Source organism: Desulfofustis glycolicus DSM 9705, assembly GCF_900130015.1.
Taxonomy (GTDB): Bacteria; Desulfobacterota; Desulfobulbia; order Desulfobulbales; family Desulfocapsaceae; genus Desulfofustis; species Desulfofustis glycolicus.
In genome coordinates this window covers 44590-59961 of record NZ_FQXS01000002.1, presented here as the reverse complement: position 1 = coordinate 59961, position 15372 = coordinate 44590, and the positions used below count along the sequence as shown (strand labels likewise).

Below are 15372 nucleotides of genomic sequence, written 5' to 3'. Positions count from 1 at the left end.
TATTCAATGTCCGCAAGTAGGCCGGGAGAATCAAACGGTGCCGATTCTCCCGGCCGGTTGAAGGTGACGACTACCGTGCCGAGTAGTCGCGGATATAGTAGACGTTGGGTTTGGTGCCTTCTTCCTCTTTCAGCACGAACGATTGGTGCTGTTTCAGGAGCTTGGCCACGTCGCTGCCGGCATCGTCGAGGTCGCCGAAGATCCGGGCGCTCGACGGGCAGGCCGACACACAATAGGGCAGCTCGTCGTTTTTTATCCGGTGATCGCAGAAGATGCATTTTTCGACGATGTTATCCCGCCGGACGCTCTCGTAATCCGGATGCTGATAGCGGGTCTGGTGCGGCGGAATGGCCCCGGTCAGGGCGACCAGTTCGGCGCCGGATGTCGTGCAGCCCTTGATCAATTCGGTTTTATCCGTGAAAAACGGCTGGGTCGATTCACCTTCTTCGTTATAACTGATAACGCTGTATTCACCGTAGGCGCCGTCCTTGGTTACCTCGTCCATGCTGTAGGGGCAGGCATCCTGACAGGCGCGGCAGCCGATGCAGCGCTCGTCGTTGTGCATGGTGATACCGTCGGCGGTTTTGTACATCGCCTTGGGTTCCACCGGGCAGGCTTCGACGCACGGGGCATTGGAGCAGTGGTTACAGAGTACCGGCAGGGTCCGAAAGCCGGTGTTGGGAAAAGAACCGGTCGTCTCGTGGATGAAATCCGCCCAGTTATGGGTCTGCCCATATTTACGGGCGGCCGTGTTGTTCTCCGTCTTGCAGGCAAGAGCGCAGGCACCGCAGCCAACACATTTTCTCAAATCGATTACCATCGCATATTGTGTCATTGATTGGTCCTCCTCTTACCTTATATCTTTTCCACGCGAACGGCTGCGTGGCCGCCGTTTCGGGCATTTGAACCGGAGAGGCGTTCAAGCTCCCAGGGAATGATGGTGTTGTTGTTGATGCCGCGGGCGGTTCCCTTGGCAAAATCGCTAGCTGCGGTCCGGCCGTAGGCCCAGTGCCCCTGGCCGTAGGATTTGCTGACCGTGCCGGGGCGGACGCCCTCCCAGACGCGGGCGACGGCTTCGCCGCTGCCGCCCATCGAGGTGATACGCACTCGATCGCCGTCCTTGATGCCCAGCTGTGTGGCATCGGTCGGGTGCAGCCGCAACGTGTCCTGGCCACCGACATCGCCCGGGTCGACATGTTTGAACTCATAGTACCAGGGGGCGTTCTGGCTGCGCCCTTCACGGTTGAGGCGCGACTTGTAGTCGATAAAGAGCAGCGGGTACTCGGCCTCGCTGCCGTGCCGCAGCGGTGGTTCGTGATGCGGAACGAAGGCCATTTCGCCACGGGCGGTGTAATTGACCTTTTCCATCACCGTATCCACGTCGACCTTGTGCCTCTCGGCATGCGCAGTCAACGCCTTTTTCAGGGTCTCGCTGTAGAACTCGAACTTCTTGGTCTCGGTGGAGAACTTTCCGCCCCAGTGTGACTTGTAAGCATACGGTTCGGAATTCCACATGCCCCGGCTCAGCATCTCGTTCCAGCCGTTGATCGTGTCGCCGTGAGTGTCCTTCTTGCCGTCCCAGAGGGGTTTCGTGTAATACTTCAGCGCATTGAGCGACAGCTCCTGGGCGGTCTTCGGAGCCGCGCCGGTTTCCGGGTCGGCGTACATCTCGACCAGACAGTCGTGGAGATTTGAAAAGCCGCGTTCCTTGAGCTTTTCCGCGATCAGGAAAGGAAACTCCGTTTCGTCTTCGATGACCTGCCAGATCGGCTGGACCACCGGTTGCTGGATGGTGCAGGTGGCATAGCGGTTGGCCTTGGTCTTGAGGAATCCGTGCCGTTCGTACTTGCTGATCGCACACGGCAGCAGGATGTCGGAGAACATCGAGAACTCCGAGGCATGGGTCGTCAGATGGACGGTAAAAGGGACCATCGACAGGGCCTTTTCCCAGCGATCGGTGCCGTTGCTGGAAAAAACGAAGTTGTTCATATAGCCGACCAGCATCTTGATCTCGTACGGATCCTTGTTGATGATGCCGTTCGGTGCGTTGTTCGTCGATACGCCTCCGCCCGATTTTCCTTTGTTGATGGTCGGCAGTTCAAGGCGGCCACGCTGATCGATTTTCTCCTTCTTGGTGTGCTTTTTGGCCAGCTCGTCCTGGTGCTTTTTCAGGATGTCCCCGTCGAGTTTGTTGACCGGGATCTTAGCGGTCTGCAATGAGCCGCCGACATTGTCGATGCCGCCGACCAGACCGCCGAGGGCGTGCACGGCCATGCCCGAATAGCCGCCGCGGGCATGCATTGCCGCACCCGGTCCCATCCAGACACAGACATTGGGGGCCGCCGCGGCCAGGCCGCGGGCTACCCGGATAATCTGCTCGGCCGGCACGCCGCTGATTTCAGCGGCCTTGGCGGCGGTCATGTCTTTGACCGCCAGATTCCACCACTTGACCAGGCCGTAGGTCTCTTTTTCGACAAAATCAGCCTCATCTACCATTGCCCCCGGTTTGAACCGATTGAATCCGTCTTTGAAATCACCGACGAAGTCGCGGTCCCAACCGCCGTCGGTGAGGATGACGTGGGCGATGCCGAGGGCCAGGGCGCCGTCGGTACCCGGTTGCAGTGGCAGCCACTCCTGGGCCTTGGCGGCGCTGGTGGTCAGGCGTGGGTCGACGGCGGCTACGGTGGCTCGGTCGAGGGCGTTGCCGAGCCGTTTGATGGCGGCCGGTACCATGCGATTGCTGGCCACCGGATCGCAGCCCCAGATCAGGATGTACCGGGCGTTGTCGATATCGTAATCGCGATAGTCCCAGTACCCTTCGGTGTAGTAGGAACCGAACTTCTCCGCCTCGGCGCAGGTGGAGCTGTGCGAGATATTGTTCGGCGAGCCGAATACCTTCGGCAGTACGTCGTAGATCACATCACGATGATAGGTATAACGGCCGCGCATCAGGCAGAATTTCTCCGGTTCACTGTTGGTGCGCAGCTCCATCATCTTGTCGGCGATGGTGTTCAATGCTTCGTCCCAGCTGATCGGCACGAACATCGGATCTTCGTTTCTGCCCTTTTTCGGGTTGGTTCGCTTCATCGGCAGCTTGATCCGGTCCGGATCGTAGAGCTGCTGCAGCGAGAGATGTCCTCGCGGGCAGACATTGCCGTCGTTTTGTTTCGAATAACGATTGCCGCGCACCTTGACCGCCCGGCCGTCCTGGACGAAGACTTCGACCGGGCACCAGGTGGTACAGCCCTGGCAGGTGGTCGGAAGCCATTGGCCCGGAGCTTCACCGATGTTTTTGGTCGAGCCCGCCGCTTTCAGTGCGTTCATGTCTGCGGTGCCGCATCCGGTCAAGGCTGCAGTCGCGCCAGCGGCCGCCGTCAGTTTGAGAAAGTCCCTTCTCTTGATTTTCATTGCTACCTCCGTGAGTAACGGTTCGTTGGGTGGACCATACGTTCTGCATCTGCAATACCACCTGGTGGTAGCATTTTTCGTGCCATGGGGCTCAGCGCGTAAAGTGTTACGATAGCGAAACAGCATTGGCCGGATACGTCAAAAGATCTTCGGAATACAGTCTGTTGGCGACCTAGTGAAACGGCCGCCTGAGAAAACGGTCACTTTCGTGACCTGATTAAAAAAAAGAACCTAAAATTGGGGAGAAGCTGAACAGAGCGGTAATCGGAGTGTTACGAAAAAGAAACAGTTGATTCGCCGCTCTGTCCGCTGTGACAGGCGGGCCGCCTAAAGATCGAGACGATGGGCGTTAATTTTTTCCCACAAGGTCTTTCGGCTGATTCCGAGGATCTCCGCCGCTCGGGACCGGTTGCCCTGGGTCAGCTTCAAGATGGTGTTGATATGTTTTTTCTCTGCTTCAGCGGTGATCTCGTGCAACGTGGCGACCCGGGCTTTATCGCGACGTGCTCCGCCGATATGGTCGGGCAATTCATCTTTGCCGATAATCTTGCCGCCGGCCAGGGAAACGCAGCGTTCGACCACGTTGAGCAGTTCGCGGACGTTGCCCGGAAATGAATAATTAGCCAGGCTGACGAGCGCCTCGGCGTCGAAGCGGACAGCGGTGCCCAATTGATCGTTGAACCGCCGGGTGAACAAATCGATCAACAGCGGGATATCCTCTGTTCGTTTGCGCAGCGGCGGCAGGACCAGTGGAATGACGTTGAGCCGGTAATAGAGGTCCTCGCGGAAGGATCCGTTCTTGACTTCCTCTTCCAGATTTTTATTGGTGGCAGCGATGATTCGCACATCGACGGAGACCGAGGTCGTGCCGCCGAGTCGTTCGAAGCTGCGTTCTTCCAGGAACCGCAAAATTTTCGTCTGGGTCAGCGGCGGCAGGTCGCCGATCTCGTCAAGAAACAGGGTTCCTCCGTCGGCCAGGTCGAAACGGCCCGGTTTCCGGGCGTCGGCACCGGTAAAGGCTCCCTTTTCATAACCGAACAGCTCGCTCTCGATCAAGTCGCTCGGCAGGGCGGCGCAATTGACCCTGATGATCGGTTTATGCTTGCGACCGCTTTGAAAGTGGATGGTGGAGGCGATCAGTTCCTTGCCGGTGCCGGACTCGCCGAGGATCAATACCGTCGAGTCGGTGCGGCTGATTTTGTCGAGCAGCGCAAAAATCGTCTGCATCGCCTTGCTTTCGCCGATGATGTTGGGGCCGCCGTAATAGGTGCTCAGTTCCTTTTTCAGCCGAATGTTCTCCTCGGTCAGCGAGTGAACCTCTATCGCTTTACGGGCGACAAGGATCAACTCGTCGAGGTCGAACGGCTTGGTGATATAATCGAAGGCGCCCAGGCGCATGGCCTGGACCGCATCTTCGATACTGCCGAAACCGGTCATCATGATCACGGGTGTCGACGCTGCTTCGGCAAGGCTTTTTTTGAGGATCTCCGTGCCGCCGATCCCCGGCAGCCTGATGTCGGTGATCACCAGGGAAAATGCGCCTTTTTCGAGTGCTGTCAGGGCTGCCTCGCCATCCTCGACGGCCAGGACCGAAAACCCTTCGGCCCGGAGTGCGTCGCTCAGGGAAATGCGCAGGATTTTTTCGTCTTCGACCAGCAGGATGCTATCGCTCATCTTTCCTCCGCGATGATCAGGGTAACCGTGGTGCCCACGCCTTCCGTGCTGCTCACCGTGATGTCGCCCTTGTATTTCTTGACCAGTTCATAGCACATCCATAACCCCAGTCCGGTGCCTTCACCGTCGCTTTTGGTTGAATAAAACAGGTCGAAGACCCGGTCGAGATCGGCCTCTTTGATGCCGACACCGGTATCTTCGATAATGATCGTGACGTTACCGCTCCCGTCTTTCCGGGCGATTACCGATAGCAGGCCACCCGACTCCATGGCCTGAATGGCATTGAGCATGGTGTTGAGCAGCAGTTCTTCCAGGTCGTAGGGGGCGACCGCAAGAAAAAGGCCCGGCGCGACGTCGGAGGAAAACACGATACCCTGGCGCTTCAGCCGGTGCTCGAGAAACTTCAGGACCGTAGCCAGCACCTCGGCCACCTCCAGGTGTTTGCCGGCACCGGTGCGCCGGCTGGCCGTGGTGAGCAGTTGGCCGGTGGTCAGTTTGATGCTTTGAAGGCCCTCCTCGATCAGGTCGAGATAGTTTTTGCGGAAGGACGGATCGTCGCCTTGCCGGCGCAGCAACCGCACGCAATTGAACAGGCCGCCCAGGGGGTTGTTGATGCGGTGGGCGATTGATGAAGAGAGTACTCCGAGGGTAGCCAGTTTTTCCGATTGTCGCAGTTTGTCGTGGGCTGTCTTCATTTCCTCGTTGGCCCGGCGGATGCGCCGGACCATGTCGTTGAAGCTCTTGGCCAGGCGGCTCAGCTCATCATCACCGGCAACGGGAATGATTTTTTCGCCCATCTCCATCTCGACTTCTTCCATTGCGTGCGACAGGTTGGTGATCGGTTTGATGAAGCGCCAACTGAGCAGGAAGATGAGAAGAAAGAGCACGGCCATGACGATGAAAAAAAATGATACGATGCGCACGATCAGTGTCCTGATTTCGCTTTCGACAGAGGCGAGACTGAGCGAAAAATAGAGCAGCCCCCACTGTTTTCCTTCGATGGCGAGCGGGGCCGCGAACTCGAATGCTTCGGCACCGACCGAGTCGGTCTCCACCTTTCCGACCAAAATGGTGTTGCCCTCAGCCGCCTGCGTTAACAACGGATTCTCGTAGTGTTTGCCGAATTCCCTGAAGTCGCTGTGTGAGGTGACCCGCTGGCCGGTATCGAGCACGGCCACGAAGTTGAGATCGAGTTCCCTTCGGCCATGCAGATCGCGGACATAATTGTCGATCAAGCCGCCTTCTTCGACGAGGCCGAGCTTTTCGTAGATCAGTTCGTTGATGATCAGGGCGCTGACGGTCTGGGCCAGCATGCGCCCCTGCTTTTCGGTGGCTTGGTACAGCGCGGCCCTGGTGTTTGAGGCGGCGATGAAACTGATCACCGAAGTCAGCGCGAGCAGCGAGACGAAGGCGACCAAGATGAATTTTTTCTGCAAAGATAGGCGCATCATATCTCAACCAGCGGCGGGACAGGTTTTAACCTGTCCTCCGCTAACTTTAAAGTCCGGCCAGTCGTTTGTGACAAAAGTTTTCATCGTTCGTTATGGGCTCCAGACATGGTAATTAAAAAGAAATATCGGGGTGGCAGCGTATGCCGCAGGTGCTGGGAATCGCGTTGAACAGGGAGCGGATATCGGCATAATCGGCATCAGATGCGGCAACGAAACCGCCCTGCAGGTCAGGATCGAGTTTTTCCAGAACTTCTCTGCCTGCCTGACTGTCCTTCATCGACAACAGCGCCTGCTGAACGGACTTGACCACATGGTAAGGTGCGTGTGACGAGGCGACAACGGGCCCGGTCGGAATGGGGTCGGAGGTGGCGATCACCTTGAGCCCGTGGGGCAGGTAGCGCTGGGCGGTGGACAGCCTGATGGCGCCGCCGTCGAACTCGTTGCTGATCACCTTTTTGGCCACCGTGTCGTGGTAATTGTAATGGTGGTAGTCGCCGAGTTGCTCCAGGTGGATGCCGGCCCAGGCCAGCATGTAGCGGGGAATCAGGTTGCCGGAGGTGGACCAGAGGGCGGAAAAGGCGAACCGCTTGTCCACCAGGTCTGAAATCTCTTCGATGGAGCCGTCCGGTCCGGTAACGATGACGCTGCGGAAAAACGTTTCGCCGCGCCCGGTCCTGCTGCGGGCGATGGGTGCGGAGGCAAAACGCTTGTTGGCATCGAGATAGGTGAGCGGGCCGAGCAAGGCAAAGGAAATGGTGCCGTCGCCAAGCCGGTCGACGACGTCTTCGTAGCCCTTTTCCAGATGAAGTTCGATGTTCTGGCCGGTGGTCCTGCTCAGATAATCGACGAGCGGTTGATAGCGTTCGTAGGCAATGATCGGGTTGTCGCGGGGCAGGACACCGAACAGGACGGCGTCGCCGCCCCGGGCCGTAGTGGCTGTGGAGGCGGCATCCTGTTCCGGCGGGCGATCCCGGCTATTTCTGATAAAGGCCAGCATGGCCCGGATCGAATCATAGTTGCTGTCAGGGGTGGCGACGAAGCGCTCGATCCGCATTTGCTCGAGGATTCGGCGTCCCTCTTCATCGCGGTGCATCTCCAGAAAAACCGAGCGCATCGCTTCCTTCAGTGGTGCCGGTGTGGTCGGCGGCACCACGATCGGCGGAATACCGAACGGCGGTGAACGGTGGATGACCTTGGTCTGTTCGATGTAGGGCGAGCCGCTGGTCGTCATAAAATCATAGACGATAGAGTCGACCGAGGCGCCGTCGACCCGTTTCTTGGCTACCATCTCCACCGACTTGTTGTGACTGTAGCTATAGAGAAAGGAGCTGAAGAAGCTCTCCGGTGTCTCGTCTCGCTTGGCCAGCAGGTAAACGGGATAGAGCCGGCCGGAATTTGATTTCGGGTCAACGAAGGCGAAGGTCGTGCCGGCGAGGTCGTCGAATGTTGCAAACGTGCTGTCCCGGTGGACGATGAGTGTTGAGTGATACACGGTTTTGCCGTCTACCTGCGGGACGACAAGCAGTTCTCCGCCGAATTTCTCGTTGTTCAGGACATAGGACATCGAGCAGATGAAAGCCATGTCGACCTCCCCCTGTTCAAGCATCATGTCGATTTCGTCGTAGGTGGTTCGATGGATCATCTCTGCGTCCATGCCGAGCTTGGCGCCGAGATAATCGATGATCTGCTGATAATAGCGGACCGTGGAAACCGGCGTGATCATACTTGCCACCCCGGCCTGCAGGTTCGCCTGGGCAGCCGTGTCCCCAACGGCTGCCGGCAGCACCGGCAGCAGAATGAGAAAACAGAAGAGCGGGAAGCGAAACATGATTGATACCTTTTCGTTGGCCGGAGTTTGTTGTCGGGCGATCGATGATGCCCGAGAGGCAGCGTGTTGGGCAAAAGTCCTGCAATAAACGGTCCAAGGCCTTATTTTGCTTAATATACCTGACGAGCGTGGTATGACACAAGGGAAGTGTTACGAATCGGTGACATCAATCGCCGACCAGTTGCCAGGCCCCTGATTCGTCTAAGGTAACTCGGGCAACATCGGGAAATCCGGATGATCCGTCGGAGACGACCACCAGGTCGGCCCGGGCCAGGTGTCTGATGGCGCGCGCCTTGTCGGTTCCTGACGGGGACGTGACCATGACCAGCAGACCGGGCCGGATGAAATCGGCCAGGCTGTTTGATTCACAAATGATCGTCGTCGCCTCCGGAAGGATCTTCCTGAAGCGGCGATAAGCGGGCAGGATATCGCTGTCCTGGCAGCGCAGATAAAAAACCCGCCGGGCGCCGGCGCGCAGCATTCGGCAGGTGTCTTTGGTGCCGGATCGGTCGGTCTCTTCAAACAGCTGAAACGGTGGCTCGTCGGGATCGTGAGAGCCGTGAAACAGGAGTTCGTCCGGGTAGACGGCAGACACTTTCAGGGCCACGATGACCCCTTGCCGGAGATGGGCGCACCGGTCGATGAGCCGGCAGATCATTTCGGTCTTGCCGACGTTGCGAGCGGTACCGCCGACCACGAGCAGGTGCGGATCCCGTTCGGCGGCGGGCCGAACGGTGACGATGGGCGTTGTCGGCTCGTTCATGACAGACAGCGGATACCGCCCAAGCTCCATTGGCAGTGGCCGCAGGGTACGGTACTGCCACAGCAGTCGTTGGCGAATTCTGCGGTGTCCAGGCCTGCGTCCAGCAGCGCTTCGGCCCGTCCCCGGTCGATCAGTACGCCATTGCTCTGCAGGCCGACGCTGCCGTGCGGAGGAAGGTGCCTCCCGGTTAAACTGATGAGTTCCTCAAGCCGTGGGTGCAGGAGCGGTTCCCCGATACCGTTGATAATCAAGCGGTCGGCAAACGGCGGTGCCGGAAGCAGCCCGGCAAAGAGGGCTGGGCCCAGATCCTGCTCGTCGATTCTGCTGCCCGGCGCGAACTTGACGAACATCCGGTAGCGAAGGTGGCACCGGGTAGTCAGCTCGACGGAGATTTTTACAGGAGTCTCTTTCACGGAGCGTTTTCAACTGAGACGATAGTCGCGCCAATCTGTGTGCTGGCGCGGATAGCAACGAGGGTTCTTGATTGGAGGAAGATTTAGCCCGATGAAAGAGCAAAGGTCAAGGTGTTTCGGTGTGTGGGGCTTGCTGGGAGGCAATCCTGAGGGAGGCAATCGTGACAGTGACTCGATTAACTCGGGATCGGGCCGACGACGATAGAAGAGATATCGTCGCCGGCTTCCCGACTATGCAAAGTTGCTGCACGTGTTGATCAAAGCGGCGGTTCCGGGACATCTCCGCCGTGGCAATCCATGCAGTTCATCTGGGCGGTGATGCCGAATTCCTTGACCGGACTGTGGGTGCCGGCACTCTGATAGGTGCCGTCATGCCATTGATTGAGCAGTTCCACGAGATGATAGGCGACGCTTGCGGCTACCCGGGCACACCGATCTTTTCGTTCGGCGCTGGTGATCGGATAACCGGATTTTTCCATCCATCTGCCGACGGAGAGGTGGCAGAGCGGTGAGGCGCTGTTGGTCTGCACGATGTCGACGGTCACTTTCGGAGTCTCCGGTTTGTAGATAGGCAGCATCGCATCGGAATACCACTCGAACAGTTCGGTGGTAATCAGGTGCCCTTCATGGGCTCCGGCGGTCCGGGGGCCGATGATGCAGTTGGCGACGATAGCGGCGCCGGCATTCGACCCGCAGGTCATGCCCCAGCCGGTCATGCCGCCTTCGAGAAAGACGAAGGAATCGACCGGAAATGAGAGATAGGGTTCGCCGACTTTTTCCCGCAGCTGGCTGAAAACGCTATTGATCACCGCGGCGCCACAGTACACCCGATACCACTCCTCATAGGCGATGGCAGCTGTGGCGGCGGGGTCGAGCTTTTCGTAGGGCCAGGGCCATTTCTCGGTCGAGCCGTCTTTGGCCAGAGAGTGCTTGACCAGTCCGCCAAAGTGGCTGAGTGCAGCACCCGCGGCCATGGCTCCTCCGGCAATGAGCATCTGGCGGCGACTGATTCCACTGTTTTTTGGGTTGTCGTGATCATGCATGCTCCGTTCCTCCTCTGCGACGAATGATTGAATGCCCAGTTTGCCGAATAAACAGCCGATACCTGCGCTGCCCATTCACCGGGCCTGGTCCTTTCCAGATAAAGTGAAATTGAGCTCAATTTGCTCATGGCAACCAGAAAGTACCACGACGTAGTATCTTTATAAAGTAATATTTTCCTAGTTGATCAATAAAAATGATCATAAATTCGACGAAGCAATACTTCTTCAGTGAACAGGCTGGGAACCGGTGCGCTATGGTGCGGGTAACGGGTTGATTTTAAATGTACCGACTATTCATCGTCGCAGTCTTTTGGGCACGGCAGAAAAGAATTGACGCGCATATATGGTTATTCTACCATGTGTGCAATTGAGGGACCGAGGTATGTATGGAACAAAGAGATAGAACGCTGCTGGAGGCCAAAGCGAGCGTCCTCAAGGCGCTCGGGCATCCGACCCGGCTCTGGCTGGCCGAGCAACTCGCCGACGGTGAAAAGTGCGTTTGTCAATTGGCCGAGTCCATAGATGCAGACATTTCAACAGTGTCGAAACATCTCGCCATTTTGCGCATTGCCGGTGTCGTCAGTGTCGAGAAACGCGGTAAGCAGGTTTACTACCGGATCAAAGTTCCGTGTATTCTGCAGTATATGCCCTGTATCGAGGCGGTCATCCGGGCGCAGGCGCAGGAGCAGATCGCTTGCCTTAATTAATGCGGTAGAGTGTTGCCGTTCTGACTGAAATCATTGCTGATCGGTGACGCATGCAAGAGATTTTTCTGACGATTTATCAGTGGATGAGCCAGGGACTGTTGCTCGGCGCGTTCGGCTGTTTTCTCTGGGGTGTGGTCAGTGTCCTGCTCAGCCCCTGCCACCTCGCCTCTATTCCGCTTATTATCGGCTATGTCGGCGGCCAACAGGGCCTCGTGGAAGGGCGGCGGGCCGGCGGCTATGCACTGCTGTTCACGATCGGCCTGTTTATCACCATCACCGCGATCGGCATCATCTGCTCACTGCTGGGCCGGATGCTCGGCGATGTCGGGCCCTATTGGACGATTGTCGTTGGCCTGCTGCTGATCTGGGTTGCCTTGGGCATGCTGGGGGTGCCCGGCTGTTCCATGGACGGCAGCATGATGGCGAAGCTGCGGCTGAGAGGGTGGTCCGGCGCGTTGGTGCTTGGTCTGGCCTACGGAGTGTTGTCCGGCTCCTGCACCTTCGGCTTTATCGCACCGATCCTGGCGCTGATCACCATTCAGGACACCTTTCTGGCCGGGTTGCTGTTCATCACGCTGTTCGGCGTCGGCCACAGCCTGCCGATCGTTGTTGCCGGAAGCTCGACGGCTCTTGTCAAGCGGCTGCTGGAAAGCAGCGCCTGGCAACAGGGCGGGCAGATGTTTCGCAAAACGGCCGCGGCGATGATTGGAGTTCTCGGGATTTATTTTCTCGCCCAGCCTTTTCTGCCGGTTTCATGAGCGGACACGGGTGGCGGCCAATCCAGGCGAATCCGGCAGAAGATATGATGCGATCAGGGATACACCATGGAAGATTATGTCAAGATCAGGATCGGCAATCTGCAGGCCGGCATCATCGGTCTCAAGGCGGTGCTCTCCGAACTGGCGCAATGCCCTGGAGACATTCCGGAAGAGCAGATCGGCGCTGTGATACGGGAGCGACTTGCCGGCACAAACTATTTTGCCCCTGCGGCCGCGGAAGTCTACGAGAAGGCCTTCCTCCGTGAATACCGTAAGCACCTCGGCCTGCCGGTTGCAGCTGAGGGCAATGAAGTCCTGTCGATCAAGGTGCTTGGGCCAGGGTGCCCGCGTTGCCGGCAGCTTAAAGATACCGTTATGCAGATCCTTGGCCACCATCAGGTGGCTGCCGATTTCGAATATATTACCGATCCGCTGGCAATCGCCGAGCACGGGGTTGTGCTGACTCCGGCCGTGGTCATAAATGACGAGATCAAGACTTCGGGCACCGTGCCCAATCCGGCGCAGCTCGAGTCCTGGATCATCCCGCGTACCGACTGATCAATCAGGGGGGGCGCGGAGAAGTATGGCCTTGAAATCCGGTTCCCAAAACATCCAATGGAGCAAGCATGAATTTCACCTATCACCGGCAGCTGGCAATGTTCGTTCTTTCCACGGTCATCCTGGTGCTGGTCTTGAGCACATCGGGCCATGCCGCAGATGCCAAGGCGGCTGTCATTCCGCCCGTTCCGACCCCAGGGCTGGTGACCATGCTCGATCTCGGCGCGACGCAGTGCGTCCCGTGCAAAATGATGGCCCCGATTATCGAGGAGTTGAAAGTCGAGTATCAGGGACGGGCGTCGATCATCTTCATCGACGTCTGGCAGCATCGAGAGCAGGCCCGACTGTTCGGCATCAAAGGCATTCCCACGCAGATCTTCTATGATCGGGACGGCAACGAGGTCGGGCGCCATGTCGGCTTCATGGATAAAGAGTCCATTGTCTCTGTGTTCAAAAAGCTTGGTGTCCCGCACTGACCCGGATCGTCGTCTTGATCTGAATCAGCAGCTCCGTCAGAGCTGGAGATGACGGCCTGACAGCGGTTCGCTTCGTTATTTGTTTTCCTTTCCCCGCCCGATCGCCCGCTATTTCCGTTGATAACGGGCACTCGGCAGTCTGGTGCGCGACCGCGCCATCTTCCCTAATTGTCTATCTGCTGTTTTTCTCTTTGACAGATACCCCACTAATAGATATATTCCGATATGACGATATGGAGGCGATATGAGAGAATTCACTAAAGTCATGAAGGCGCTGTCGGATCCGAATCGGGTCAAGATTGTCAAGATGCTGCAACGACGGTTTCTTTGCGTCTGTGAAATACAGACAGCTTTGGGGCTGGCCCAGTCCACGGTGAGTAAGCATCTCAAGGTGCTGGAGGAGGCCGGCTTGATCACCTATACCAAAGACGGCCAATGGGTGAATTATCGTCCGGCCGATGGCACCGCCAGTCCCTATGCCTCCAGTCTGCTCGGCAACCTGCGACACTGGCTGGAAGATGATGAGGAGATGTCTGAGTTGACGGTACGCCTGCCGACCATCAATCGGGAGCAGATCAGAGGAGACAAAGATATCCGGAAGGGATTCTAATCCATGATCACGGGACTAACCATCGCTGTATAGCGATGCAGTGACCGGAACGAAGGACAACTGGTCGGGCTCCGGGCCGGCCGGGGAGAATGACGCATGATGAAAGAACGTACCAAGCTGTTTTTGATCGGGGCGGTATTTCTTGCCGCCTACTATGTGCCTTGGAGCCATCCGTTGATCCGGCAGTCCGGGCTCGAAGCGTTCATGATGCTCCAGGAATACGCCCGGGAGCATGTCCTGACCTGTTTAATTCCGGCCTTTTTCATTGCCGGCGCTATCGCCGTCTTCGTCTCCCAGGCGGCGGTCCTCAAATATTTCGGGGCCCAGGCCAACAAGATACTGTCGTATTCGGTGGCCTCGGTTTCCGGGACCATCCTGGCGGTCTGTTCGTGCACGGTACTACCGCTGTTTGCCGGCATTTATACCCGGGGCGCAGGTATCGGGCCGGCCACCGCTTTTCTCTATTCCGGCCCGGCCATAAATGTGCTGGCCATTTCGCTGACAGCGAAGATCCTCGGCTGGCAGTTGGGACTGGCCCGGGCGATCGGTGCGGTCTTTTTTGCGGTGATCACCGGTTTGCTGATGGCCGTTATTTTCCGCAAGGATGATGCGGCCCGCACAACTGGCAAGATCTACGTACCGGAGGCGGAGGGCAAGCAGCGCACCCTGTTGCAGGATACACTCTACATCATGACCATGGTGCTGATCCTGGTATTTGCCGCGTTTGCCAAACCGGCACCGGATGCCACCGGCCTGTGGCCGGCCATCTTCACCGCCAAATGGTATATCACCATCGCCTTGCTGATAGCCCTTGGGTTGATGCTCAAGGCATGGTTTTCCGGGGACGAGCGCAAGAGCTGGGTGGAGTCGACCTGGGGATTTGTCAAGCAGATCTCGCCGCTGCTTGCCGGCGGTGTCTTGGTGGCCGGCTTTTTGCTGGGACGTCCCGGTCACCCGGCCCTGATCCCGGAACAGTGGATCGGCGGGCTGGTCGGCGGAAACTCCGTTTCGGCCAATCTGATCGCTGCACTGGCCGGCGCGTTGATGTATTTCGCCACGCTCACCGAGGTGCCGATCCTGCAGGGGCTGCTCGGCGCCGGCATGGGTAAGGGTCCGGCCCTGGCGCTGCTGCTGGCCGGCCCGGCCTTGTCGCTGCCGAACATGCTGGTTATCGGTAGCGTTATGGGTGTTAAGAAGACGGCGACGTTTTGCGTGATTATCGTCGCCATGTCGACCATTGCCGGAATCATCTATGGATCTTTGTTCGGCTAGCGCGTTTTGCTGCGGAGTCGTTTGAACCGTTTGTCGTATCGTTAATCTGAACCAGTGGAGGAAGAACATGGAAATCAAAGTGTTGGGACCCGGTTGTGCAAAATGCCAACAGGCGGAAGATGTTGTCAGGGAAGCGGTGGCGGAGGCCGGGGTTACCGCCGATATCGAAAAAGTGTCTGATTTGATGAAAATCGCCCTCTATGGGGTACTCGGCACGCCGGCGGTGGTGATCGACGGTGAGGTCAAGGTGGTCGGCAAGGTACCGACGAAAGAGCAGGTCTTGTCCTGGCTTGCGTAGTTTTGTGGCCCAACAGCGGCGGCACGAACCAATGTTTCATGGATTTTGCCGCCTTCCTGCTGAGACCCTCTGTTGATGATTTGTGGAGATTCGCGGCAGATTCGGACGTGAGT

General features: G+C 57.8%; 15 protein-coding genes. 7 read left to right on the top strand and 8 right to left on the bottom strand.

Translation table 11 applies throughout. The features are described from left to right. Nucleotides 1-70 precede the first annotated feature (70 nt). From BUC26_RS02560 to BUC26_RS02525, 8 genes are all read right to left on the bottom strand, one after another. Nucleotides 71-835 carry a 4Fe-4S dicluster domain-containing protein gene (locus BUC26_RS02560; protein ID WP_073373269.1) on the bottom strand — a complete coding sequence of 255 codons (765 nt, stop codon included), beginning with the start codon at nucleotides 833-835 and terminating at the stop codon, nucleotides 71-73. A 20-nt stretch (nucleotides 836-855) separates the two neighbouring features. Next, complete coding sequence (locus BUC26_RS02555) at nucleotides 856-3408, bottom strand: molybdopterin-dependent oxidoreductase (protein WP_073373268.1); 2553 nt, start codon at nucleotides 3406-3408, stop codon at nucleotides 856-858. Between the two features lie 327 nt (nucleotides 3409-3735). Continuing rightward, the gene (locus BUC26_RS02550; RefSeq protein WP_073373267.1) at nucleotides 3736-5082 is read right to left on the bottom strand and encodes a sigma-54-dependent transcriptional regulator; all 1347 of its coding nucleotides are present in this window, start codon (nucleotides 5080-5082) and stop codon (nucleotides 3736-3738) included. After that, entirely contained in the window at nucleotides 5079-6533 is a 1455-nt protein-coding gene (locus BUC26_RS02545; RefSeq protein ID WP_073373266.1) for a sensor histidine kinase, read from the bottom strand. The genes BUC26_RS02550 and BUC26_RS02545 overlap by 4 nt, the downstream gene beginning before the upstream one ends. 112 nt (nucleotides 6534-6645) lie before the next feature. Further along, nucleotides 6646-8361, bottom strand: a complete 1716-nt coding sequence (gene phnD, locus BUC26_RS02540) for a phosphate/phosphite/phosphonate ABC transporter substrate-binding protein (protein ID WP_073373265.1) — start codon at nucleotides 8359-8361, stop codon at nucleotides 6646-6648. Between the two features lie 166 nt (nucleotides 8362-8527). After that, the gene (locus BUC26_RS02535; RefSeq protein ID WP_073373264.1) at nucleotides 8528-9124 is read right to left on the bottom strand and encodes a P-loop NTPase family protein; all 597 of its coding nucleotides are present in this window, start codon (nucleotides 9122-9124) and stop codon (nucleotides 8528-8530) included. Next, nucleotides 9121-9537, bottom strand: coding sequence for a hypothetical protein (locus BUC26_RS02530; protein WP_143165886.1), 417 nt, complete (start codon nucleotides 9535-9537; stop codon nucleotides 9121-9123). The genes BUC26_RS02535 and BUC26_RS02530 overlap by 4 nt, the downstream gene beginning before the upstream one ends. 257 nt (nucleotides 9538-9794) lie before the next feature. After that, nucleotides 9795-10580, bottom strand: a complete 786-nt coding sequence (locus tag BUC26_RS02525) for a C-GCAxxG-C-C family protein (RefSeq protein ID WP_073373421.1) — start codon at nucleotides 10578-10580, stop codon at nucleotides 9795-9797. 386 nt (nucleotides 10581-10966) lie between these two features. On the opposite strand from BUC26_RS02525, the gene BUC26_RS02520 reads away from it, so the two are divergent. From BUC26_RS02520 to BUC26_RS02490, 7 genes are all read left to right on the top strand, one after another. Next, nucleotides 10967-11287 carry an ArsR/SmtB family transcription factor gene (locus tag BUC26_RS02520; protein ID WP_073373262.1) on the top strand — a complete coding sequence of 107 codons (321 nt, stop codon included), beginning with the start codon at nucleotides 10967-10969 and terminating at the stop codon, nucleotides 11285-11287. 50 nt (nucleotides 11288-11337) lie between these two features. Then, the gene (locus BUC26_RS02515) at nucleotides 11338-12045 is read left to right on the top strand and encodes a cytochrome c biogenesis CcdA family protein (RefSeq protein ID WP_073373261.1); all 708 of its coding nucleotides are present in this window, start codon (nucleotides 11338-11340) and stop codon (nucleotides 12043-12045) included. 66 nt (nucleotides 12046-12111) lie between these two features. After that, nucleotides 12112-12603, top strand: coding sequence for a thioredoxin family protein (locus BUC26_RS22620; RefSeq protein ID WP_084540395.1), 492 nt, complete (start codon nucleotides 12112-12114; stop codon nucleotides 12601-12603). A gap of 68 nt (nucleotides 12604-12671) precedes the next feature. Next, nucleotides 12672-13079, top strand: coding sequence for a thioredoxin family protein (locus BUC26_RS02505; protein WP_244155765.1), 408 nt, complete (start codon nucleotides 12672-12674; stop codon nucleotides 13077-13079). A 244-nt stretch (nucleotides 13080-13323) separates the two neighbouring features. Beyond that, on the top strand, nucleotides 13324-13689 hold the full coding sequence (locus BUC26_RS02500; protein ID WP_073373260.1) for an ArsR/SmtB family transcription factor: 366 nt from the start codon (nucleotides 13324-13326) through the stop codon (nucleotides 13687-13689). Between the two features lie 99 nt (nucleotides 13690-13788). After that, entirely contained in the window at nucleotides 13789-14961 is a 1173-nt protein-coding gene (locus BUC26_RS02495) for a permease (protein ID WP_073373418.1), read from the top strand. 67 nt (nucleotides 14962-15028) lie between these two features. Next, a complete protein-coding gene (locus BUC26_RS02490; RefSeq protein ID WP_073373259.1) occupies nucleotides 15029-15259 on the top strand; it encodes a thioredoxin family protein in 231 nt (76 codons plus the stop codon). Nucleotides 15260-15372: the final 113 nt, after the last annotated feature.

Bases quoted from the DNA above. Each gene is read 5' to 3' on its own strand.
- BUC26_RS02560 (WP_073373269.1), bottom strand. From the start codon at position 835: ATGACACAATATGCGATGGTAATCGATTTGAGAAAATGTGTTGGCTGC.
- BUC26_RS02555 (WP_073373268.1), bottom strand. From the start codon at position 3,408: ATGAAAATCAAGAGAAGGGACTTTCTCAAACTGACGGCGGCCGCTGGC.
- BUC26_RS02550 (WP_073373267.1), bottom strand. From the start codon at position 5,082: ATGAGCGATAGCATCCTGCTGGTCGAAGACGAAAAAATCCTGCGCATT.
- BUC26_RS02545 (WP_073373266.1), bottom strand. From the start codon at position 6,533: ATGATGCGCCTATCTTTGCAGAAAAAATTCATCTTGGTCGCCTTCGTC.
- phnD (WP_073373265.1), bottom strand. From the start codon at position 8,361: ATGTTTCGCTTCCCGCTCTTCTGTTTTCTCATTCTGCTGCCGGTGCTG.
- BUC26_RS02535 (WP_073373264.1), bottom strand. From the start codon at position 9,124: ATGAACGAGCCGACAACGCCCATCGTCACCGTTCGGCCCGCCGCCGAA.
- BUC26_RS02525 (WP_073373421.1), bottom strand. From the start codon at position 10,580: ATGCATGATCACGACAACCCAAAAAACAGTGGAATCAGTCGCCGCCAG.
- BUC26_RS02520 (WP_073373262.1), top strand. From the start codon at position 10,967: ATGGAACAAAGAGATAGAACGCTGCTGGAGGCCAAAGCGAGCGTCCTC.
- BUC26_RS02515 (WP_073373261.1), top strand. From the start codon at position 11,338: ATGCAAGAGATTTTTCTGACGATTTATCAGTGGATGAGCCAGGGACTG.
- BUC26_RS22620 (WP_084540395.1), top strand. From the start codon at position 12,112: ATGGAAGATTATGTCAAGATCAGGATCGGCAATCTGCAGGCCGGCATC.
- BUC26_RS02505 (WP_244155765.1), top strand. From the start codon at position 12,672: ATGAATTTCACCTATCACCGGCAGCTGGCAATGTTCGTTCTTTCCACG.
- BUC26_RS02500 (WP_073373260.1), top strand. From the start codon at position 13,324: ATGAGAGAATTCACTAAAGTCATGAAGGCGCTGTCGGATCCGAATCGG.
- BUC26_RS02495 (WP_073373418.1), top strand. From the start codon at position 13,789: ATGAAAGAACGTACCAAGCTGTTTTTGATCGGGGCGGTATTTCTTGCC.
- BUC26_RS02490 (WP_073373259.1), top strand. From the start codon at position 15,029: ATGGAAATCAAAGTGTTGGGACCCGGTTGTGCAAAATGCCAACAGGCG.